Origin of the sequence: Enterobacter sp. Ag1, from assembly GCA_000277545.1 — a bacterium.
Classification (GTDB): Bacteria; Pseudomonadota; Gammaproteobacteria; order Enterobacterales; family Enterobacteriaceae; genus Cedecea.
In genome coordinates this window covers 78,556-99,858 of sequence record AKXM01000055.1, presented here as the reverse complement: position 1 = coordinate 99,858, position 21,303 = coordinate 78,556, and the positions used below count along the sequence as shown (strand labels likewise).

Below are 21,303 nucleotides of genomic sequence, written 5' to 3'. Positions count from 1 at the left end.
AAACGTTTAGCCCTCGATATCGGCCATGTCGCCTTTTTCCTGCAGCCAGTTGCGGCGATCTTCCGAACGCTTTTTGGCCAACAGCATATCCATTGTCGCCAGCGTGCGCTGGTCGTCTTCATCACTGATGGTCAGTTGAACCAGACGGCGCGTATTCGGATCAAGCGTGGTTTCGCGAAGCTGAAGCGGGTTCATCTCGCCCAGCCCTTTAAAGCGCTGCACGTTTGGCTTGCCTTTCTTGCGCTTAAGCTGTTCCAGCACGCCGGCTTTTTCTTCTTCATCCAACGCGTAATAAACCTCTTTACCGAGATCGATGCGGTAGAGCGGCGGCATCGCCACGTAAACGTGACCACCTTTCACCAGTGCCCGGAAGTGGCGCACAAAGAGCGCGCACAGCAGCGTGGCAATGTGCAGACCATCGGAGTCCGCATCCGCAAGGATACAGACCTTGCCATAGCGCAATTGGCTCAGATCTTCACTGTCTGGATCAATACCGATCGCCACAGAAATATCGTGCACTTCCTGCGAGGCCAGTACTTCGTCAGAAGAAACTTCCCATGTGTTCAGGATCTTCCCTTTCAGCGGCATGATCGCCTGATATTCACGATCGCGAGCCTGTTTCGCGGAGCCGCCCGCCGAGTCCCCTTCCACCAGGAATAGTTCGGTCCGGCTTAAATCCTGCGCAGTACAGTCTGCCAGCTTACCCGGCAGCGCTGGCCCGCTGGTCAGCTTTTTACGCACAACTTTCTTCGCGGCGCGCATCCGGCGCTGAGCGCTGGAAATAGCCAGCTCTGCCAGCTGTTCTGCCGCCTGTACGTTCTGGTTCAGCCACAGGCTGAAAGCATCCTTCACTACGCCGGAGACAAAGGCCGCACACTGGCGTGAGGAGAGACGTTCTTTCGTCTGGCCAGCAAACTGAGGATCCTGCATTTTGACCGACAGCACATAGGCGCAGCGTTCCCAAATATCTTCCGCAGAGAGCTTCACGCCACGCGGCAGAATATTGCGGTATTCGCAGAACTCACGCATGGCATCGAGCAGCCCCTGACGCAGGCCGTTAACATGAGTACCGCCCTGCATGGTTGGGATCAGGTTTACGTAGCTTTCCGTCAGCAGCTCACCGCCTTCCGGCAACCAGAGCAGCGCCCAGTCAACGGCTTCGGTGTCGCCCGAAAAATTGCCGATAAACGGCGCTTCCGGGAGGGTAATCAGGCCATTTACGGCTTCGCACAGATAGTCGTTCAGGCCGTCCTGGTAGCACCAGCGCTGCTCGGTATTATTCACCTTATCGGTAAAGGTAATCTCAACCCCCGGGCACAGTACCGCTTTCGCTTTCAGCAGATGGCTGAGGCGTGAAACGGAAAAACGCGGGCTGTCGAAGAAGCTTTCATCCGGCCAAAAATGCACGCTGGTCCCGGTATTGCGCTTCCCGCAGGTGCCAATCACTTCCAGATCCTGCACCTTCTCGCCGTTTTCAAAAGCGATGCTGTATACCTGAGCGTCGCGGCGGACGGTCACTTCAACGCGTTTGGAAAGGGCGTTAACCACAGAGATCCCTACACCGTGGAGGCCGCCGGAAAATTGGTAGTTTTTATTCGAGAATTTACCGCCCGCATGCAGACGGCAAAGGATCAGCTCAATGGCCGGGACCTTCTCTTCGGAATGGATATCAACAGGCATCCCGCGCCCGTCATCAATGACTTCCAGCGACTGGTCTGCGTGCAGGATGACATCCACGCGCTTAGCGTGACCTGCCAGCGCCTCATCCACGCTGTTATCAATGACTTCCTGTCCTAAATGGTTAGGACGAGTGGTGTCAGTGTACATCCCCGGGCGGCGGCGAACAGGCTCAAGCCCGGTGAGTACCTCTATATCATCGGCATTATAGGATTGCGTCATGGTTTATTCATTCAGATAGCGAAACAGGAAATCGGCCGTCAGGCCTCAGCGCAAGCCGAGGAAGTCGACAATCTGTGTGAAATAATCTTCGAAGCCCGTGAAGGCATGATTGCCACCGGGTTTCACCGTCTGGCGGCAGAGCGCGTAGTAGGCTACGGCCTGGCGGTAATCAAGCACCTCATCGCCCGTTTGTTGCAGCAGCCAAATCAGGTCTGGCGCTTCCAACGGGTCAATCTGCATGACTTTCAGATCGTAAATATGGCGTGACTCTAGCACATATTGCTGCCCGGTGTAGGGGTTCTCGTTTTTACCAAGGTAACCCACAAGCAGCTCAAAAGGGCGAACCGCCGGGTTAACCACTACCGCAGGCAGCGTAAAGCACTGCGAAAGCCAGGTCGCGTAATAACCGCCGAGGGAAGACCCCACAATGCCCAGTGGCTCTCCTCCACGTTTGAGCACCAGCGACTCTAGCAGTTCGGAAGCCTCTGCCGGATAAGGCGGTAACTGAGGCACAATCATCTCAATTTCAGGATGATGCTGAGCCAGCCACGCCTTAAAACGGGTCGCTTTCGCGGAGGCCGGAGAGCTATTAAACCCGTGCAGATACAGTAACGCAGGCATTAATAACCCTCAGAAGCCGTGTCAGGACTGAATTTACCGCTGTGCAAACGGCAAACTTCCGTCGTCAGGCTGCCGTCAGGATAAAGATCGAGCCAGCGCCATCCCGGCTCAATGGTGTCGAGCGTGAAATTGGCGCAGTGAGGTTTGAACTGGACGCATGTCGAAGGCGTGGCCAGCATTCTGCGACCGTTCCAGTCGAGATCCAGTTCCTGATGAATGTGCCCACAAAGCAGCGTTTTCACCTGCGGCCAGGGCTTAAGCACGGCATCCAGTGCGGCAGCATTGCGCAGGCTGTGCTGATCCAGCCAGCTGCAGCCGGCAGGAAGAGGATGATGATGCAGCAAAAGTAGGGTGTGACGCTCTGGAGCCGCAGCCAGCTGACGCTCAAGCCATTCCAGCTGATAGTCGCTCAGTTCACCGTGGGGAACGCCAAAGACCTGGCTGTCCAGCAGCAAGATTTGCCAGCGATCGCCGATATAAACGCGCTTGGCCGGGGAAATACCCGCTTCCTGCAGAGCGTTAAACATTGCAGGCTGAAAATCGTGGTTACCCGGCAGCCAAACGCAAGGCGCAGAAATGCGGGAGACTCCTTCAGCAAAGTGCTGATAAGCCTCCACGCTGTGATCCTGGGCCAAATCCCCGGTTGCCACCAGTAAGTCGCAGGCACGCTGTTCGGCCAGAATAGCGGTCAGCACCGCCTGATAGCTCTTCCAGGTATTAATCCCGAGCAGCGTTTCGTTCTTTCCAGCGAACAAATGGGTATCGGTTATTTGCAATATCCTGATTCGGCCTCCATCGGCCACAGGAAGGGTTAACAGGCTTTCCAAATGGTGTCCTTAGGTTTCACGCACACTTACTACCCACCACACTTAAGCTGCTGATATCCAGGCGGCAGCTCGATTCATTCAGGGTATCAATATCATCCATTTATTCAGGGCGTTGTGCCGTTAACCGTCCTCAACCCTAAAAAAACTAGGTATACACAGGCACGGCCATTGCTCCATGCGCTAAACAGTAGCGCAGCCAATCAGCAAGAAACTGGTTAATTTGATGCTTTTCGTCGCGTTGATGCAACTTTTTATTCGGATAATCATATCGCGCTTTGAAGCGAAAGATCTGCTGGCTTGAACACACTTCCGCGACCATCGCGTCGTGATACAGCCTGACCGACATTGACGGCAGGCTCCAGTAACTCACCGAGGGGTGCGTTTGTTCTATTTCCACCAGGGTGGTATAACGTGTTGATTCTGAAATAGTTAATCGATATCTGGCGCTATTAACCTGATAGGTTACCGTTTCGCCCGCTGCATCATTTTTCGGCAACAGACGGCGCAGCTGCGCGAAGTTGGTTTCGCACAAACGCATCATTTCGGGGAAGTCAGGGGTATAGCGCTTCATAATCAGTGATTCCACTCTTTTCTTAGTTGCTCATAATGCAGCTGCAGCCATTGCAAAGCGATGACCGTCGCCGCGTTGTCGATGCTCCCCTCTTCGACACACTGGTAAGCCTGCTCCCGGCTCACCACATGAACACGAATATCTTCGTTTTCTTCCACCAGGCCATGAATACCTTTGGCCTGAGTGGCATCCACTTCTCCGACTAAAATAGACAACCTTTCGCTGGTGCCGCCGGGGCTGGCTAAATAGCTCAGAACCGGTTTGGTTCGGCCCACAGCAAGGCCAGCTTCTTCTACGGCTTCACGACGCGCAACATCTTCTACGCTTTCGCCCTCTTCAATCATGCCGGCGATCATTTCTAACAGCCATGGAGTTTCGCTGGTGTCCCAGGCCGCGATACGAATCTGCTCTATCAGCACGACTTCATCACGCACAGGGTCATAGGGTAGCAGCACCGCAGCGTGACCGCGTTCAAAAATTTCGCGCCTGACTTCGCCACTCATTTCGCCGTTGAATAAACGATGACGAAAACGATAAAGATCGAGTGAAAAAAAGCCACGATAAAGCGTTTCCCGTGCAATAATTTCTACATCCTTTTTGGCGAAAGTAGCCTCTAGCTTTTCTGACTTGTTCATAGATGATGTCCTGATGACAAATGGGCGCTGGCCGGGCGATTTCAACCCTGCGTAACTGCCCTTTCAATTTTGATGTGGTAGATTGGTGAAAATTAAGGTAGATGGCACTTTACGCCAACCTGCCCGGCTGACGGAATCTGTAGAATCGGCGATCATCTTTGACTCCTGTCGGCGTTAAACAAAATAATTCTGCTTCACAACAAGGAATGCAAATGAAGAAACTGCTCCCCATTCTTATCGGTCTGAGCCTAACGGGTTTCAGCGCCATGAGCCAGGCAGAAAACCTGCTGCAGGTTTATCAACAGGCGCGCACCAGCAACCCGGACCTGCGTAAATCCGCTGCTGACCGTGACGCCGCATTCGAAAAAATTAATGAAGCACGCAGCCCATTACTGCCACAGCTGGGCCTGGGTGCAGATTACACCTACGGTAACGGTTTCCGCGACTCTAACGGTATTAACTCCAACACGACCAGCGCAACGTTACAGCTGACGCAAACCATTTTTGATATGTCGAAATGGCGCGCACTGAGCCTGCAGGAAAAAACCGCAGGGATTCAGGACGTCAGCTTCCAGACCGATCAGCAGTCTCTGATCCTGAACACGGCCACAGCCTATTTCAACGTGCTGAGCGCCATTGACGCGCTTTCCTATACTGAAGCGCAGAAACAGGCCATTTACCGCCAGTTGGATCAAACCACTCAGCGCTTTAACGTAGGCCTGGTCGCCATCACTGACGTGCAGAACGCCCGCGCGCAGTACGACACCGTGCTGGCGAATGAAGTCACCGCCCGTAATAACCTGGACAACGCGGTGGAATCACTGCGTCAGGTCACCGGGAACGACTATCTGAGCCTGGCTTCTCTGAACGTAGACGGTTTCAAAACCAGCAAGCCAGATGCGGTCAACAACCTGCTAAAAGATGCTGAAAAACGCAACCTTAGCCTGCTTCAGGCTCGCCTGAGCCAGGATCTGGCGCGCGAACAAATTCGCCTGGCTGAAGATGGTCATCTGCCGACGCTGAGCCTGAACGCATCCAGCGGCGTCACTAACAGCAGCTACAATGGTTCTAAAACTTCCGGCAATTCGCAGTATGACAACAGCTATAAAGGGCAGAACCAGGTTGGCCTGAGCTTCTCCCTGCCGCTGTACCAGGGTGGCCAGGTTAACTCTCAGGTTAAACAGGCTCAGTACAACTTTGTGGGTGCCAGCGAGCAGCTGGAAAGCGCGCACCGCAGCGTGGTACAGACCGTGCGTTCTTCCTTTAATAACGTGAACGCCTCTATCAGCACCATCAACGCTTACAAACAGGCCGTGGTGTCTGCGCAAAGCTCCCTGGATGCGATGGAAGCCGGTTACTCGGTGGGTACCCGTACTATCGTTGACGTGCTGGATGCGACCACCACGCTGTATAACGCCAAACAGCAACTCTCCAGCGCACGTTATAACTACCTGATTAACCAGCTGAATATTAAATCAGCGTTGGGTACGTTGAACGAGCAAGATCTGATTGCGCTGAACAATACGCTGGGCAAACCGGTTTCAACCTCTGCGGACAGCGTTGCGCCGGAAACCCCAGAGCAGGATGCCCGCGCTGACGGTTACAACACCGCGCCAGCGACGGCTTCCACTAAGGCAACTCATGCCACTCCGGCTGCGGCCACCAGCGGGAAAAAAGCGAACCCATTCGCTAATTAATCGCCGGAATGCTAACGAAAGGGGCGTATTTTTACGCCCCTTTTTTTCTGTCTCGCGTTTGAACGTAAGGCAACGTAAAGATCTCCTGCCAACAGGCCAACATCGCTTCAATTTCAACCGCTCATCCCCTATCCTTAGCACCAAACCTACTGGGCTCAGGACTGATTAAATGAAACGGACAAAAAATATAAATCATTCATCGTTCCGCAAAAGCTGGAACGCACGCCATTTAACGCCGGTGGCGTTGGCGGTCACCGCCGTCTTTATGCTGGCCGGCTGTGAACAAAGCGACGAAACCGTCTCAATGTACCAAAACGCGGACGACTGCTCGCAGGCAAACCCGAGCAAAAGCGCGGAATGTACCACCGCCTATAATAACGCTCTGAAAGAAGCCGAGCGCACGGCACCGAAGTACGCTTCCCGTGAAGCCTGCGTGGCCGAGTTTGGCGAAGGCCAGTGCCAGCCAGCCCCTGCTCAGGCAAGCCTTGCCGGCGAAAGCCAGGCTCAGGCTCAACCGCAGCAAAGCGGCAGCTTCTGGATGCCGCTGATGGCGGGCTACATGATGGGCCGTCTGATGGGCGGCGGCGCGGGCTTTGCGCAGCAGCCGCTGTTTACCTCAAAAAACCCGGCCAGCCCGGCTTACGGCAAGTACGCCGATGCCAGCGGTAAAAGCTACGGCGCGGCCACCCCAGGCCGGACGACAACCGTTCCGAAAAGTGCGATGGCACCAAAACCTGCGACCACCTCAACGGTGACTCGCGGCGGCTTTGGTGAGTCAGTGGCCAAGCAATCCACCATGCAGCGCAGCAGCGCCACCTCCGGCAGCAGCCGTTCGATGGGCGGCTGATAAATCATGGAAAGAGTTTCTCTCGTTGAACGCCCGGACTGGCGCGAAAAAGCCACGGAATACGGCTTCAATTTTCACACCATGTACGGGGAGCCGTACTGGTGTGAAGACGCCTATTACAAGCTCACGCTGGCTCAGGTTGAACGCCTGGAAGAGGTCACCGCCGAGCTGCATCAAATGTGTCTGCAGGTTGTGGAAAAAGTGGTGGCCAGCGACGAGCTAATGGCCCGTTTCCGCATTCCGAAACACACCTGGGAATTTGTTCGCCAATCATGGCGCAGCCAGCAGCCCTCCCTTTATTCCCGCCTGGATCTGGCGTGGGATGGCGTGGGTGAACCCAAGCTGCTGGAAAACAATGCCGATACGCCAACGTCGCTGTATGAAGCGGCTTTCTTCCAGTGGATCTGGCTTGAAGATCAGGTGGCGGCGGGCAATCTGCCCGAAGGCGCAGACCAGTTCAACAGCCTGCAGGAAAAGCTGATCGAACGTTTCGCCGAACTCAAGCAGCAGCATGGTTTCAATCTGCTGCACTTTGCCTGCTGTCAGGACACGGTAGAAGATCGCGGCACCGTGCAGTATCTGCAGGACTGCGCCGCCGAATCTGACGTCGCCAGTGAGTTCCTGTTTATCGAGGAAATTGGCCTCGGCGAAAAAGGTCAGTTTACCGACCTGCAGGATCAGGTTATCAGCAACCTGTTCAAGCTCTACCCGTGGGAATTCATGCTCCGCGAGATGTTCTCCACCAAGCTGGAAGATGCCGGCGTGCGCTGGCTGGAGCCAGCCTGGAAAAGCATTATCTCCAACAAAGCCCTGCTGCCGATGCTGTGGGAGATGTTCCCGGGCCACCCTAACCTGCTGCCGGCTTATTTCGCCGAAGATAACTTCCCGCCGATGGAAAAATACGTCGTGAAGCCAATCTTCTCCCGCGAAGGCGCCAACGTGAAGATCATCGAGAATGGCCAGGAGATCGCGCGCGTTGACGGGCCGTACGGCGAAGAAGGCATGATCGTCCAGCAGTTCTATCCGCTACCAAAATTCGGCGACAGCTATACGCTGATTGGCAGCTGGCTTATTAACGATCAGCCTGCAGGGATCGGGATTCGTGAGGATCGCGAGCTTATTACGCAGGATCTTTCCCGTTTCTATCCGCATATCTTTGTGGAATAGAGCATTAAAAAAGCGCCCATTGGGCGCTTTTTTGTTTATCCTACCACAACCGACAGCATACTTAGCGATCCCATCTCTATGCCGTCGACCGGAATCGTCACCGGCTCTTTGCCGTCCCACGCGCCCAGGACATAAAGTAGCGGCAGGAAATGCTCCGCCGTCGGGTTAGACAGTGAACCGCCTTCATGACTGAGATAGTTCACCAGCGGATGCTCCTCCGCAGGCCCCTTCCAGGTCAGGTTGGCTTTAACATAGTCGTTAAACGACTCAGCCCAGGGGTAAGGTGTATTTTCACCGTGCCAGCGCGCAGTTCTCAGGTTATGCACCACGTTACCGCTCGCCACCAGCATAATGCCCTGGTCACGTAGCGTGGCCAGTTTGCGGCCAGTCTCCAGATGCCAGGCTGCCGGCTTCGTGCTGTCAATGCTCAGCTGCACCATCGGGATATCCGCGTTAGGGTACATCTTGATCAGCACTCCCCACGAGCCGTGGTCAAAGCCCCATGCCTCTTTATCTAACGCCACCGGCGTTGGTGCCAATAATTCAACCAGCTGCTGCGCCAGCTCAGGCGAGCCAGGTGCCGGGTAATGCGTGTCATACAGCGCCTGAGGAAAACCACCAAAGTCGTGAATCGTCTTCGGCGCTTCCATCGCGGTCACGCCCGTTCCACGGGTGAACCAGTGGGCCGACACCACCACAATCGCTTTTGGCCGCGGCAGCGTTTCGCCGAGCTGAGCCCAGGCGCGGGTATAGCGGTTATCTTCCAGCACGTTCATCGGGCTACCGTGGCCAAGGAACAGCGCGGGCATACGTGGGCTTGTCATGATGGTGTCCTTAAATGGCTAAGATTCAATACACACAGATTACGCCCAATTTTTGTGGGAAGAACTCAGATAAGCATGATGATGATCATCAGAAATTTTGAACAGGTCTGAAAAGACGAAAACAGCGAGGCGGGAGTGAATAACAAAAGCCCGATCGCGCTGACCGGGCTTTACTTTTTTAGCTGGCTTTACGCGCTTGCGCCTGGCGATATTCCACCAAATCTTCGATGGTCACAACCGCCATATTATGTTTGCGGGCAAACTCGATGCACTCCGGCGCACGCGCCATGGTGCCGTCGTCGTTGGTCAGTTCACACAGCACACCCGCAGGTTTGAAACCGGCCAGGGAAACGAGGTCGATAGTGGCTTCGGTGTGGCCGCCGCGAGTTAACACGCCGCCCGGCTGCGCACGCAGCGGGAAAACGTGACCAGGGCGGTGCAGGTCGCTCGGCTTAGCGCCGTCGGCAATAGCTGCACGAACGGTGGTCAGACGGTCGGCTGCGGAAACGCCGGTTGTCACGCCGTGAGCGGCTTCGATGGTCACGGTAAACCCGGTGCCGAAAGCGCTGGTGTTGTTTTCGACCATCATCGGCAGATCGAGCTGTTTACGGCGTTCGTCGGTCAGGCACAGGCAAACAATGCCGCTCCCGTGGCGAATGGTCAGCGCCATTTGCTCCACGGTCATGGTTTCAGCCGGGAAGATCATATCGCCTTCGTTCTCACGATTTTCATCGTCGAGAACCATAGCGCCACGGCCTTCGCGAAGCGCATCAAGAGCACGCTCAACGCGCTCAGTCGGGGTGCCAAATGCAGAAAGTAGCGTCTGATTCATGGTAATAAAAACCTCATTAATATTATGGTTACCAGAATCAGGGCAGTCTTAGGAGCTAAAAAAATAACGCGGGCAGGCCAGGGCCTGACGTGATCGTTACTCTCTCCCATCCGGACTTTAACCGTCGGCCCCGGAATTACACCGGATCTGCTGACCTTCAGGCAAAGCCTGAAGCGCTCGCGGGCTTTCAGCGTTCGCTGATTTACCGCCGGTGGGGAGTTTCGCCCCGCCCTGAGAATAAGCAGGTTCACTATAGCGCTAATCATTTTTGTGGGCAACGATTACACAGGCAACATTTCCAGTTTATCCCCTGGCAATCAGGCATTACAATTAGCCCTATTACTCGCCAGATAATGGAAGCCGCTATGATTGACCCGAAAAAAATTGAACAAATCGCCCGCCAGGTCCATGAGTCAATGCCGAAAGGGATTCGTGAGTTCGGGGATGATGTGGAAAAGAAAGTACGCCAGATCCTGCAGTCTCAGTTGACCCGTCTTGACCTTGTGAGCCGCGAAGAGTTTGACGTGCAAACTCAGGTCCTGCTGCGCACCCGCGAGAAACTGGCTCTGCTGGAGCAGCGACTGACCGAACTGGAAAACCGCGAAGCCCCGAAAGACGCCGAGTAACGCTCCGCCCCCTGACGCTCCCGCAAAGGAAAGCGTCAGGGGGAAATTCTCAGCGTAAAAATGCCTCACTCAACCGAACCCAATATGTAGCCCCCACCGAAATACAGGCATCGTTAAACTGATACAGAGGATGATGCACTGAATAGTCGTCTTTCCCCGTCGCCGTACCCAGCCAGAGATAACACCCCGGCACCTCTTCCAGCATAAAAGAGAAATCCTCGCTGCCCATCATGCTCTTCACCTGCTGAGGATCCGCGACGTTATCCGCGCCGAACGTATCCCGGGCAACCTGAAGCGCGAATGCCGTCTGTGCTTCGTTATTTATCGTCACCGGATAACCAAAATCCACCTCTATACAGGCCTTCAGGCCAAAACTTTCCGCCTGAGCGTGGACGAGGGTTTCAACCCGTTGTTTGAGCGCCTCACGAACCTCTTTTTTAAAGGCACGCATGTTCAGCTTCAGCACGGCTGTGTGCGGAATAATGTTGTGTGTTGTGCCGCTCTGCAGGCTGCCCACGGTCACCACCGCCGCATCCTGCGGATCGATATTGCGAGAGACAATAGTTTGCAGCGCCATCACAATAGAGGCTCCGGCAATCGTAGGATCGATACAGTGCTCCGGCATCGAACCATGCCCACCTTTACCTTCCAGCGTGATAGTCAGGCTGTCAGAAGAGGCCATTAGCGCCCCCGGCTTCGTCACCCACTGACCGGCGGGGATCAGGGGGAAATTATGCAGCCCAAACACCGCGTCGCACGGGAACAGCCTGAACAGACCGTCGTCGATCATCCGCTTAGCACCGCCGATCTTTTCTTCCGACGGCTGAAAGATCAGATGCAGCGTCCCGTTAAAAGGCTTCTTCTCCGCCAGGTAGCGAGCCGCAGAAAGCAGAATGGCGCAGTGGCCGTCATGCCCGCAGGCATGCATCTTACCTTCCACCTGGCTTGCCCAGGGCAGCCCGGTTTGCTCTTGCATCGGCAGCGCGTCCATATCGGCGCGGATCCCCAATCTTTTGCTACCGCTTCCCACTTTTAGCGTCCCAACCACCCCGGTGCCGCCTAACCCGCGATGTACTTCATAACCCCAGCCGGTCAGCAGTTCAGCAATACGATCGCTGGTGCGGAACTCTTCAAACCCCAGTTCCGGGTTTTGGTGGAAATCACGCCGAAGGGCGATCATCTCTTCTTCACGATCCAGAATCTCTTTAATCAACATAGGTAGCTCCTTGTATTAAGCGTCAGGTTGCGTTTTCCGTTCCCGCCAGACAAGCAGCGCCGCCAGCGAAACGAAAGAGCAAAAAATCAGATACCAGGCCGGCGTCATCGGCTGACCCGTCGCTTTAAGCAACCAGGTCACGTTAAATTGCGCAAAGCCGCCAAATAGGGTGACGCCAACGGCATACACAATGCTGATGCCCGAGGCCCGAACCGTTTTCGGAAATGCTTCGAGCAGCAGCAGGAACAGCACCACCGTGCACACATTCGCCAGCACCTGATCGACAGCGATTAACGCAATAGTGATCCACAGCGGCATACCGTTCAAAATCGACGCGAAGATTGGCCAAACCAACAAGAGTGAAACGGCAAAGCAGAACGTCATGATCGGCTTACGTCTGGGCAGCCTGTCCGCCAACTTTCCTGCGAAAAAAGGGATCAGGAGCGTCATCAGCGCCGCCGTCAGGCTTATCCAATAGGAGGTCGCCGCCGGCATGTGCAGCGTGTTCACCATGTATGCAGGCATGTAATAAATGATGATGTAGAACGTTGTCGTGCCTTTCATTATCAGCAAAATGCCCAACAGCAGAGCCCGACGATGCTCCCGCCAGAGGATTTTGGCCGAGTTCTCCTTTTGGGGAGTCGCTTCAGTATGATGCGTTTCCGGCAAATGGCGCCGGATGTACATCCCAATGGGCATGATCGCCAGACCCAGAATAAAGGGCACGCGCCAGCCCCAATCGTACAGGGCCTCTTCGCTGAGGTAGTGGCTCAATCCTGCTCCCATTGCCGCCCCAAACAGCGCGGCGCCGCCCTGGCTGGTCATCTGCCAGCTCACCCGCTGCCCGCGCCGGGATTTATCTCCGGCCTCCATCAGCCAGCTGGTTGCCGCGCCGATTTCGCCCCCGGCGGAAAAACCTTGCAGCAGGCGGCCAGCAATCAACACGATAGGCCCCAGTATTCCGACCTGGCTGTAAGTCGGCGCAAACGCCACCAGCATCACGCCAAGGGCCATCAGTCCGAGGATCAACGTCATCCCGGAACGGCGGCCATGCTTATCCGCATAGTTACCCAGCACCAGGCTGCCCAATGGGCGCATCACAAAACCGACGCCAAAGGTCGCTACCGCCAGCAGCAGCGAAACATAGTCATTACTGGAGGGAAAAAAAAGGTGGCCAATAATCACTGAAAAGAAGCTATAAACCGCAAAATCATAGATTTCTAATCCGTTTCCCAATGTTACCGCCACCAGAGACTTAGCGCTGGTTCGCTCTTCCAGAGGACGGCTTTGAGGCGGCATCGCGGCGATCAACCCGCTAGCCGCAGAGGCAGTATTTGCAGATGATTTCATGCTCACTTCCTTCTCATTATTTTTTGCATGTCGGGCTGTGACTTCTGAGGGTGATTCGACTATCTGCATAAAAAAAGAACATCGCAAACATAAAAATTAGTTATGGCTTTGGTTATATTCTTCGTATCCTGAAAGTGCATTTTTTGCACTATGGCGAAAGCCGATGGCGGAGTGACAAATGAAAATCAAAATAAATCAATTAGATGTATTACTGGAAGTTGCCGCACAGGGCAGCATAGGCAAGGCCGCCCGGGCGCTGCATCTCACTCAACCCGCTATTTCCAAAACCATTCAGGAGCTGGAGACGGAAATCGGCATGCCAATTTTGCAACGCTCATCACGGGGGGTGACGCTAAATGAGTACGGGCAAGTGCTGTTGCGCCATGCCAGGGATATCGATCGCTCGCTACATCAGGCGCGGGATGAAATCGATAATCTGCTCGGAAAAGCCATGCGTCAGCTGCGCATTGGATTTACCTCCGCCGCCTCTTACGGTCCCTTTAGTACCACAATGAGCCAGTACCAGAGCCGCTATCCCGGCGTGAAGTTAATCGCCATGGAAGGCAGGCCGCTCCAGATTCTGGATGCGCTCGCTAATCAGCGGCTGGATATGGCGGTGATGACCAGTGCCAGCGGAACGCCCATCGGCACGTTTTACCAGGAAACGCTCTACGCCCTCAGCAACACCATTATTGCCGGCGAGCATCATCCCGTCACCCACACCACCACGCTGAAAAGCCTGATGCAATTTCCCTGGCTGGACTGGGATGAGCCGGGAGAGCACTCTATTCTGGGCCAGGTCTTCCGCCGCTATAACCTGCCGCTTCCGCCGACGATTGTGCACTGCTCCTCGCCGTGGATTATGGCGCGCATGATGGAACAGGCGCCCATTGTCAGCATGTGGACTTCGGTCAGGCTTCGCTTTCCTGGCTATGAAAAAAACCTTCGGCCACTGGCGCTTAAAGAAGTGCTGCCGGCAACCAGCGTGAACATCGTTTGCCCCAGTATAGGGCGGCTGTCCACCGCAGGGACGACCTTTATGGAAATGCTGAGGATCAATTCGCGCGACTGGCTTCAGGACAGCGACGCGCTGGAAATGGTAGCGAGGATATAAAAAAGGCGGACAGCATTGAGCTACCCGCCTTGTTGTTCCTATACAGCTCGAATCAGAAGGTTTCCCAGTTATCGTCAGACGTAGCAGCCACGGCTTTACGCGGGGCAGCCGTCGTCACAACAGCCTTCGGCGCAGCGGCCTGGGCTTTGGCCTGGCGTTCCTGAGCGATACGGAATACGGAAACGGACTGCGTGAGCCTGCTGGCCTGTTCTTCCAGCGCAGCGGCGGCGGCGGCAGACTCTTCCACCAGCGCGGCGTTCTGCTGGGTCACACGGTCCATTTCTGCAACCGCTAATCCAACCTGATCGATCCCGCGGCTTTGCTCGTCAGAAGCAGAGGCAATCTCACCCATGATATCGGTTACGCGGGTCACCGCATTAACGATTTCCCCCATGGTTTCCCCGGCGCTTTCAACCAGCGTTGAGCCGGTATCCACCTTGCTAACCGAATCCTCAATCAGGGTTTTGATCTCTTTCGCGGCCTGCGCGCTACGCTGCGCCAGATTACGCACTTCCCCGGCTACCACGGCAAAACCACGTCCCTGCTCACCCGCACGGGCAGCTTCAACGGCGGCGTTAAGAGCCAGGATGTTGGTCTGGAAGGCGATGCCGTCAATGACGCTAATAATGTCGGCAATTTTCTGCGAACTGCCGGCAATTTCGCTCATGGTATGCACCACATTGTCCACGACTTTACCGCCGCGCTGCGCGGTTTCAGAGGCACTTAGCGCCAGCTGGCTAGCCTGACGGGCGTTTTCAGCATTCTGTTTAACCGTGGCAGTCAGCTGCTCCATGCTCGCGGCCGTTTCCTCAAGCGAAGCCGCCTGTTGTTCGGTACGAGAAGAGAGATCGTTATTGCCGATGGAAATCTCGCTGGCGCCGCTATAAATGGCATTCGCGCCGTTGCGGACCTCACCCACGGTAATCACCAGCTCGTTTTGCATATGGCGCAGGTTCTCGGCCAGCTGCCCCATTTCGTTGGTGCCTTCCACGTCGATTTTGCGCACCAGATCGCCGCTGGCGATGTGGCGAATGCTTTCGATCAGGCGATTCAGCGGAGAGATAAGCGTGGTGCGGATCCCCTGCCAGACCACAAGGATCACCACCAGCACCACAATCAGGACGCCAATCAGGATCCAAATCGCCATGCTGTAAGAGCTGTTGCTGCTGTCGACCGCTTCCTGATAAAGGTGGTCGTTTTGCTGCAGATAGTTAACGTATTGCTTCTCAAAGCCATCCTGATACCCCTGGGTTGGCTGATCGAAGAATTCATTAATTTTCCCCGCGCCAAGCAGTTGAATCAGCTCTGCCAGCGCACCGTGATAAATATCGTAGTTGCGCTTAATTGCTTGTGCGGCCGCGTCGCTTTGGCGTGGATCGCGCGGTAAAGCTTCATAAGCCGCCCACTCAACCTCAGCCTGTTTCAGCGAAGTGCTGGCAATCGCCATCAGTTCTTCAACGGTTGCACCGCTGCCAATTTTATTGGCATCCATCATATAGCGAATACCGGCGCGGTTCAGGGTGTTACGGGTCTGCAACAGCGCGACCCAGCTGCCGTTCAGCGTTGACTGCTGCTGACGAATGGTTTGTAGAACGGTGAAATTTTCTTTGTCCTGCTTCAGCGCATTGAAGAACAATCCGCCGGAAGCTATCTGCAAAATGCCAAACAGCCCCAGGACGACCAGTAAGCTTGTAACGATTTTGATACGGTTTAACATTGCTTCTCATTCCCTGTAAGACAAGTCTTAATCATCGGCGTAACAGCAGAAAACTTTACCCAAAGCGTTTTTTTGCCGTTTTTTCTGCTACTCCCAGGAAATGGCCTGGCAATAATTCATCCTCCACACCTGCGGGGTTAAGTCGTAACACATTCATAATCCGAGTTTTTTTCACTATCATTTTTTTAATAGTCAACCAGCCCGGAGGAAGGCATGCTTACCGTTGCTATCTGTGAAAGAAATAGCCATTTTGCCAATGGCATTAAAATTATTATCCAGCAGCTCTGCCGTCAGTTTAGCGAGACTTATCATTTCCTACCGTTGGCGCACCAGGACGTCGCCGATCTGGTTTTTTTCGCGCTAGACGACAACTGGTCAACCGCCAACTGCTACAAAATACCGCAGACGACGCGCCATCAGCGGGTGATCCTCATCTGTAAAAAGCAGGATCAGGAGAACCTGATGTTTCGTCCCTGCCTGTATATGCTGCCGTCTATCTACCGTGAGGATGAGGTTGAAGATGTCAGGCTCAAACTGGCCCCCTGGATAGATCCAGAACGGCGCAAAAAAAACACCCTGCCCGTGCCCACGTCTATTTGCCACTACTGCACAACGCGGCATTTCAACATGCAGGAGCGTGAATTACTGAAGCTAATGGCCTGTGGTTACTCGCTGATTGACGCGGCTTTTATTATGCATATTGATGAAAATACGGCGCGGGATAAACGACTGTCGATTATGAAAAAACTTAATATCAAGAGCCAATATAAACTCATGAATTATATCAAACTCAATCTGCCGTTCTTGCTGGATTGAATTATTTAATTAAGTACTTTCTTATTATGCCAGGGAATTACTCTTAATTATAAAAAAAACGCGCCCTTCACTCTTCAGGGTTGCGAATTTTCGCAACCTGGAATAAGCCATCCCCGGTATTCACTCATTCGAGGCGCTGAGAGAATACGCTCAGAAAAATCTCCAAATTTGCTGAAAGCACACCACCTCTTCCTCTCAGGGCATTGATTGCTCAGCAATTCAGTTATAGCTGTCACAATTAGCGACAAAATAATGATAAATATTTCTAGAGATAACAATTTATTATCTGTTGACCAGCATATTTCCGGTTTCCGTCTGGAACCGATTGTTAATTTATTTAGCGGACACGTTATTAGCCACGAAGTACTCAGCCAGCTCGCCGCGCCATCACGCGATTCCGAGATTTTTTTTGCGAACCTGTCGGCAGCCGACAGCGTGGCGCTTTTTTGCCGTCAGGCCAACCTGCTGAAGTCCCGACAGGCATCCGGTAGCTTCTTCCTTAACCTTCCCATTATGGCGCTGATTGACGAGCGGCTATTCGCCCGGCTGCTTGATGTTTGTGAATCATGGATAACAATTGAGATACAGGATGCTCCACTTTTTGATACGTGCTCCAGGCGGCATCAGCTTTGCCTGCGGGAGCGAATTAAGCTGTTACAGCAACAAAGGATATCGGTATGGCTGGATGACCTTACCGAGGGCTGTATTGAAAGCTTCCACCGCTACGCCATTGATGTCGGCGGAGTAAAAATTGATAAGCAAGCATTCTGGACGCTCGGTAAAAATCCCAGGGCACTTCAACGCCTGGTCGCACGGTGCGCGGACATTTCACCTCACATTATCATCGAAGGTATCGAAGACACACATCATCTCGAGCTCGCTCGCCAGTCAGGTGCCAGCTTCGGGCAAGGCTATTTATGGCCGCATAAACGCTGGCTGCTCTCTGATACCTTGTCATTGTGAGCAGGCTTATGTGCGCAGCTATGAGGCGAAATAAACACCGTCGTACCAGGACTGATTATCTTCTAAACCCCGCCAACTCCACCGCGCCACTTTTTTTTGATCGACTCGAATATATTCAACAGCAATTGATTGGGGGGCAAAAACCAAAGAAGCCCGATGCCATCCTCGTTTCTGCCGACAATTTTCTCAGCAGCGCAATCACCGGCACTCTTTTCCATCGCCTTAACATTCCCGTGCTCTCTTCGCTGGATGACGTTATCGCGCATCAGGTGCACTCTCCCGTACCGCGACTGATCGTCGACCTCGACAGCCTGGAGATCCCCACACTTGACGTTTTGAAGGCCATTCGCCAACAAATTATCACCACGCCGCAACACCAAATCATGCTGCTTAGCGCGCAGCGAAAGCCCGAAATCACACGATTTATTCAGCAGGCCGTTGGCTGCAAGATTGTCGAGCGTCGTCTACCCCCGGACAAACTGAAACAGGCTTTAAGCCCCGGCGCCCCAGATTTGGCGGCGAGTTACGACACGCAGGTTTTTTCCCTCAGAGAGTGGGCGATTTTACTGGCGCTGAGCCGCGGAGAGTCATTGAAATCAATCGCCCTTTTACTTGAGAAACCCTATCATTACGTCGTTTATCGCTTCAACGTTTTGCTGACCCGACTGGCGCTCGATAACCGCAGTAAATTGCTGCACCTTCTACATGAAATTTCTGTTGCAAATAGCGCACATTGGCTATCGAACTAACCTACTGAGGCATAAGATATTTTAAGAATTTACTTAATTTCAATGTTCAAATTGAGTTAAAAACAAACAAAAAATTAACAATTACAACTATTCCTGGAAGCAATTATTCCGCTATGACGCCATTCAGCACTTTTTGATCCAAAACAAAATAACAACATTCAGAACTAAATGTCATTTTTTCTCCAATAAAAAGTCTTTTAACCCACCTTAACTAAAAAATTAGGTTCGTTAATTCAATTTAGAAAAAGGTCAATTAACTACACAGCATTTCGTATTGACTTAGACTTATTCCAGGAACATCAGACTTTTCCCACAAAAACTGCGCTGTATAATCACCTCATCACATATTTATATTTGCCATGGCATCTATAAGGATTACATGTGAAGTTATTTAGGCAGTCATTCTCCCGCCGACAATAACGAATTTAAAAAGGAAGAGAGTTAAAAAAAACAAGGAGGTTCCCGCATAAAGACCGGCAACCGCCAACTCACTGTTTATCACTTTCGCTGCCATTGACGCTGTGTCAAAGCGATGTTTTTATCAAACAATCGAGGCAAAAAAAAATGAAACCGGCATCCGTAATCATTATGGACGAGCATCCTATTGTCAGAATGTCGATAGAAGTTCTCCTCCAGAAAAATAAAGATATTAATGTTGTTTTAAAAACAGATGATGGTCGGGAAGTTATCGACTATATGCGCGCGAATCCAGTCGATCTGGTGATTCTTGACGTTGAACTCCCCAACACAGATGGCTTTACATTACTTAAAAGAATCAAAGGATTACAGGAAAAAACCAAAATCCTTTTCCTGTCGTCAAAATCAGAGTCGTTTTACGCAGGGCGCGCTATTCAGGCCGGCGCCAACGGATTTGTGAGCAAACGTAAGGAACAGGAAGATATATTTAACGCGGTTGAAATGTTGCTTTCTGGCTACTCCTTTTTCCCTTCGGAAACGCTGCATTTTATCAGCAGCCATAAATCACGCCGGGGAACGATGGACGATATGCCGTTATCCAACCGCGAAATCACAGTCTTGCGTTATTTGGCAAACGGCCTGTCGAATAAAGAGATTGCCGAACAGCTATTACTGAGTAACAAGACCATTAGCGCACATAAAGCTAATATATTCTCTAAACTCGGACTCACTTCCATTGTCGAGCTGATTGACTATGCCAAGGTGCATGAACTGCTATAAAGGACCATTACGCACCGGAAGCGGAAATACCGGGAAGACTCCTCCCGGTTATTTTCTGGAACCATTAACGATGCTTTAATTGTAGTTAATCAGAAACGTCGCATCCGCATTGGCCAGCCCGGCATCCGCGTTGTCCGCCGTGGCAATATAGTTTGCCCAAAACTTGAGCGTCACATCGCCGTTGGCATCAACCGGCATCGTTTTACTGGCATCATTCAACAACAATCGGGACTTATCCTCATTCAGTAGCTCAATGGCCACATTTTTCGCCGTACTGGCAGCGTTTAGCGCCAGCAGTCCCGTGCCGGTACTCTTGCCATTAAAGGTGATAGAGGCGGTACCGCTCGGCGGGCAGCCGGTTAGCTTCAGGTTAAACGGCATTGCCTGAGTTGTGCTCCCGGCGGTGCGCAGCTGTTTGGTCGGCCACGAGCCAAGCTTCACCGTCTTATTGTCCCCGCCCGTCTCCACGACACAGGTGTAATCCACGATTGTTCCATGCAGCTCAACGTTGATTTCCCCCAGCGGCGAAGCCGCTTTCACTGAGGGCACGCAGAGTATCGGGACCAGCGCCAGCGCGCTCAGGATAAACTTGTTCATCAGGTCCCCTTAGTCGAAATCAACGCGCAGATAGCCACGAGCCGTGAACGGCCCTTCCTTCGGCTTAACGCCCGTCACGCTGACCGGCCAGGCGCGAATTCCCACCCGGGCCGCAGCGGCATCATCAAGCTGGAAATTAATCTTGCTGCCAAGGTTGTTTGGCGTCAGCGGCGTACCGCTGGCGTTCGCCACGATAAAGCCCAGATCGCTGTTATCGGATATCATCATATTGCCGCTGCTTTTCTCAGCCTCAAGGCGCAGCGTGAGGTAAGCCTGGGCATCGATATTAGTGCATTTGATGCCGACCGTTTTACTTTGCGGCGTCACGCTTTGCGGGCGGTTACCGGCCCCGGCCTGGCTGAATAACGATGCCCCGATGCTGCCAAAATCAAACTCCACCACCTGCCCGGCGTTGATTTCGCAGGTCTGCGGGACTTCAACTTTGCCGCTGTAGCTGATGGTGTAAACGACGGTATCTAACGGGTCCGCAGAGGTCGTCGTTACGTAGACCCGGAACATCGTCTGGCGTGGAATCGGCACCATGTTAATAAAACGGCGGGTGACTTTAAGGCGAAACACCAGCTTCGAATCCGTGACCCCAAAAGGTTTGTTCTTCGATACGTTAGGGTGCGACCCCATTTGCATGTAGCTCACCGGCGGATAAAAATCACCTGCATAGCTGTCGTTTATTTTCATGGCGCCATTAAGGTAGTCATTTATCTTCAGATATTTATAACTCCCCACCACTTCCTGAATGGGTAAATCGGTAACATAGCTACGCTTGGTGGTATTCCCCGACGTTCCTTTAGGACAGATGGCATTCACCCCAATCAGCCCTGTTTTTTCACTCAGAGTCACGATCTGCCCGACGTTGTTGTTGCTACTATTAAATTTGTCAGACAGGTCGTACGAAATATCGGTTGGGACCTTAAGCTCGTTTTCACAAACCGTCGCCAGAGCTGGGGCAGCAAACGCCAGCAGCAGCGACCCGGCCATCAAATTTTTCAGTTTCATTTTCATCTTCCTGAATCTCTCCGC

General features: G+C 53.1%; 21 protein-coding genes and 1 riboswitch. Of the genes, 9 read left to right on the top strand and 12 right to left on the bottom strand.

The window, feature by feature from the left end; translation table 11 throughout:
* Positions 1-6: 6 nt before the first annotated feature.
* The 5 genes from parE to nudF all read right to left on the bottom strand — a co-directional run bounded on the left by parE (position 7) and on the right by nudF (position 4,553).
* Complete coding sequence (gene parE / locus A936_RS19750; RefSeq protein WP_008460924.1) at positions 7-1,899, bottom strand: DNA topoisomerase IV subunit B; 1,893 nt, start codon at positions 1,897-1,899, stop codon at positions 7-9.
* A 45-nt stretch (positions 1,900-1,944) separates the two neighbouring features.
* Positions 1,945-2,520: an esterase YqiA gene (gene yqiA / locus A936_RS19745; RefSeq protein ID WP_008460923.1), complete on the bottom strand. Its 576-nt coding sequence runs from the start codon at positions 2,518-2,520 to the stop codon at positions 1,945-1,947.
* Positions 2,520-3,347, bottom strand: a complete 828-nt coding sequence (cpdA, locus tag A936_RS19740) for a 3',5'-cyclic-AMP phosphodiesterase (protein ID WP_008460922.1) — start codon at positions 3,345-3,347, stop codon at positions 2,520-2,522. Before cpdA ends, yqiA begins: the two co-directional genes overlap by 1 nt.
* Positions 3,348-3,492: 145 nt before the next feature.
* Complete coding sequence (locus A936_RS19735; protein ID WP_008460921.1) at positions 3,493-3,918, bottom strand: DUF1249 family protein; 426 nt, start codon at positions 3,916-3,918, stop codon at positions 3,493-3,495.
* A gap of 2 nt (positions 3,919-3,920) precedes the next feature.
* Complete coding sequence (nudF, locus tag A936_RS19730; protein ID WP_008460918.1) at positions 3,921-4,553, bottom strand: ADP-ribose diphosphatase; 633 nt, start codon at positions 4,551-4,553, stop codon at positions 3,921-3,923.
* Positions 4,554-4,765: 212 nt separating this feature from the next.
* Between nudF and tolC the strand changes: the two genes are divergently transcribed.
* The 3 genes from tolC (at position 4,766) to A936_RS19715 (ending at position 8,264) form a co-directional block, all read left to right on the top strand.
* Positions 4,766-6,250 (top strand): outer membrane channel protein TolC, encoded by a 1,485-nt coding sequence (gene tolC / locus A936_RS19725; RefSeq protein WP_008460916.1) that lies wholly within the window; start codon positions 4,766-4,768, stop codon positions 6,248-6,250.
* Positions 6,251-6,419: 169 nt separating this feature from the next.
* A complete protein-coding gene (locus A936_RS19720) occupies positions 6,420-7,097 on the top strand; it encodes a DUF1190 family protein (RefSeq protein ID WP_008460913.1) in 678 nt (225 codons plus the stop codon).
* A gap of 6 nt (positions 7,098-7,103) precedes the next feature.
* Positions 7,104-8,264, top strand: a complete 1,161-nt coding sequence (locus tag A936_RS19715; protein ID WP_008460911.1) for a glutathionylspermidine synthase family protein — start codon at positions 7,104-7,106, stop codon at positions 8,262-8,264.
* A 35-nt stretch (positions 8,265-8,299) separates the two neighbouring features.
* Here A936_RS19715 and ygiD read toward each other — a convergent pair whose 3' ends face one another.
* Together ygiD and ribB are read right to left on the bottom strand one after the other, a co-directional pair.
* Positions 8,300-9,088 carry a 4,5-DOPA-extradiol-dioxygenase gene (gene ygiD, locus A936_RS19710; protein ID WP_008460909.1) on the bottom strand — a complete coding sequence of 263 codons (789 nt, stop codon included), beginning with the start codon at positions 9,086-9,088 and terminating at the stop codon, positions 8,300-8,302.
* A gap of 178 nt (positions 9,089-9,266) precedes the next feature.
* A complete protein-coding gene (ribB, locus tag A936_RS19705) occupies positions 9,267-9,920 on the bottom strand; it encodes a 3,4-dihydroxy-2-butanone-4-phosphate synthase (protein ID WP_008460907.1) in 654 nt (217 codons plus the stop codon).
* Between the two features lie 94 nt (positions 9,921-10,014).
* Positions 10,015-10,163: riboswitch (FMN riboswitch) on the bottom strand.
* A gap of 122 nt (positions 10,164-10,285) precedes the next feature.
* Here ribB and ubiK point away from each other — a divergent pair.
* Entirely contained in the window at positions 10,286-10,546 is a 261-nt protein-coding gene (gene ubiK, locus A936_RS19695) for a ubiquinone biosynthesis accessory factor UbiK (RefSeq protein WP_008460905.1), read from the top strand.
* Positions 10,547-10,595: 49 nt separating this feature from the next.
* On the opposite strand, the gene A936_RS19690 is transcribed toward ubiK, so the two are convergent.
* Together A936_RS19690 and A936_RS19685 are read right to left on the bottom strand one after the other, a co-directional pair.
* Positions 10,596-11,762, bottom strand: a complete 1,167-nt coding sequence (locus A936_RS19690; protein ID WP_008460903.1) for a M20 aminoacylase family protein — start codon at positions 11,760-11,762, stop codon at positions 10,596-10,598.
* A gap of 15 nt (positions 11,763-11,777) precedes the next feature.
* On the bottom strand, positions 11,778-13,112 hold the full coding sequence (locus tag A936_RS19685; RefSeq protein WP_008460901.1) for an MFS transporter: 1,335 nt from the start codon (positions 13,110-13,112) through the stop codon (positions 11,778-11,780).
* Between the two features lie 178 nt (positions 13,113-13,290).
* On the opposite strand from A936_RS19685, the gene A936_RS19680 reads away from it, so the two are divergent.
* Positions 13,291-14,226 carry a LysR family transcriptional regulator gene (locus A936_RS19680; RefSeq protein ID WP_008460900.1) on the top strand — a complete coding sequence of 312 codons (936 nt, stop codon included), beginning with the start codon at positions 13,291-13,293 and terminating at the stop codon, positions 14,224-14,226.
* A gap of 52 nt (positions 14,227-14,278) precedes the next feature.
* Here A936_RS19680 and tsr read toward each other — a convergent pair whose 3' ends face one another.
* Complete coding sequence (gene tsr, locus A936_RS19675; RefSeq protein WP_008460899.1) at positions 14,279-15,943, bottom strand: methyl-accepting chemotaxis protein; 1,665 nt, start codon at positions 15,941-15,943, stop codon at positions 14,279-14,281.
* Between the two features lie 213 nt (positions 15,944-16,156).
* Here tsr and fimW point away from each other — a divergent pair, with 213 nt between their 5' ends.
* From fimW to fimZ, 4 genes are all read left to right on the top strand, one after another.
* The gene (fimW, locus tag A936_RS19670; RefSeq protein ID WP_008460898.1) at positions 16,157-16,759 is read left to right on the top strand and encodes a fimbria biosynthesis transcriptional regulator FimW; all 603 of its coding nucleotides are present in this window, start codon (positions 16,157-16,159) and stop codon (positions 16,757-16,759) included.
* A gap of 252 nt (positions 16,760-17,011) precedes the next feature.
* Complete coding sequence (locus A936_RS19665; RefSeq protein ID WP_008460897.1) at positions 17,012-17,722, top strand: EAL domain-containing protein; 711 nt, start codon at positions 17,012-17,014, stop codon at positions 17,720-17,722.
* Between the two features lie 20 nt (positions 17,723-17,742).
* Positions 17,743-18,471 (top strand): DNA-binding response regulator, encoded by a 729-nt coding sequence (locus tag A936_RS19660; protein WP_157141443.1) that lies wholly within the window; start codon positions 17,743-17,745, stop codon positions 18,469-18,471.
* A gap of 564 nt (positions 18,472-19,035) precedes the next feature.
* The gene (gene fimZ / locus A936_RS19655; RefSeq protein WP_008460895.1) at positions 19,036-19,668 is read left to right on the top strand and encodes a fimbria biosynthesis transcriptional regulator FimZ; all 633 of its coding nucleotides are present in this window, start codon (positions 19,036-19,038) and stop codon (positions 19,666-19,668) included.
* A 75-nt stretch (positions 19,669-19,743) separates the two neighbouring features.
* On the opposite strand, the gene sfmF is transcribed toward fimZ, so the two are convergent.
* Complete coding sequence (gene sfmF / locus A936_RS19650; RefSeq protein WP_008460892.1) at positions 19,744-20,265, bottom strand: fimbria assembly protein; 522 nt, start codon at positions 20,263-20,265, stop codon at positions 19,744-19,746.
* A 9-nt stretch (positions 20,266-20,274) separates the two neighbouring features.
* Positions 20,275-21,279 carry a type 1 fimbria D-mannose specific adhesin FimH gene (gene fimH, locus A936_RS19645; RefSeq protein WP_008460890.1) on the bottom strand — a complete coding sequence of 335 codons (1,005 nt, stop codon included), beginning with the start codon at positions 21,277-21,279 and terminating at the stop codon, positions 20,275-20,277.
* Between the last annotated feature and the right edge of the window lie 24 nt (positions 21,280-21,303).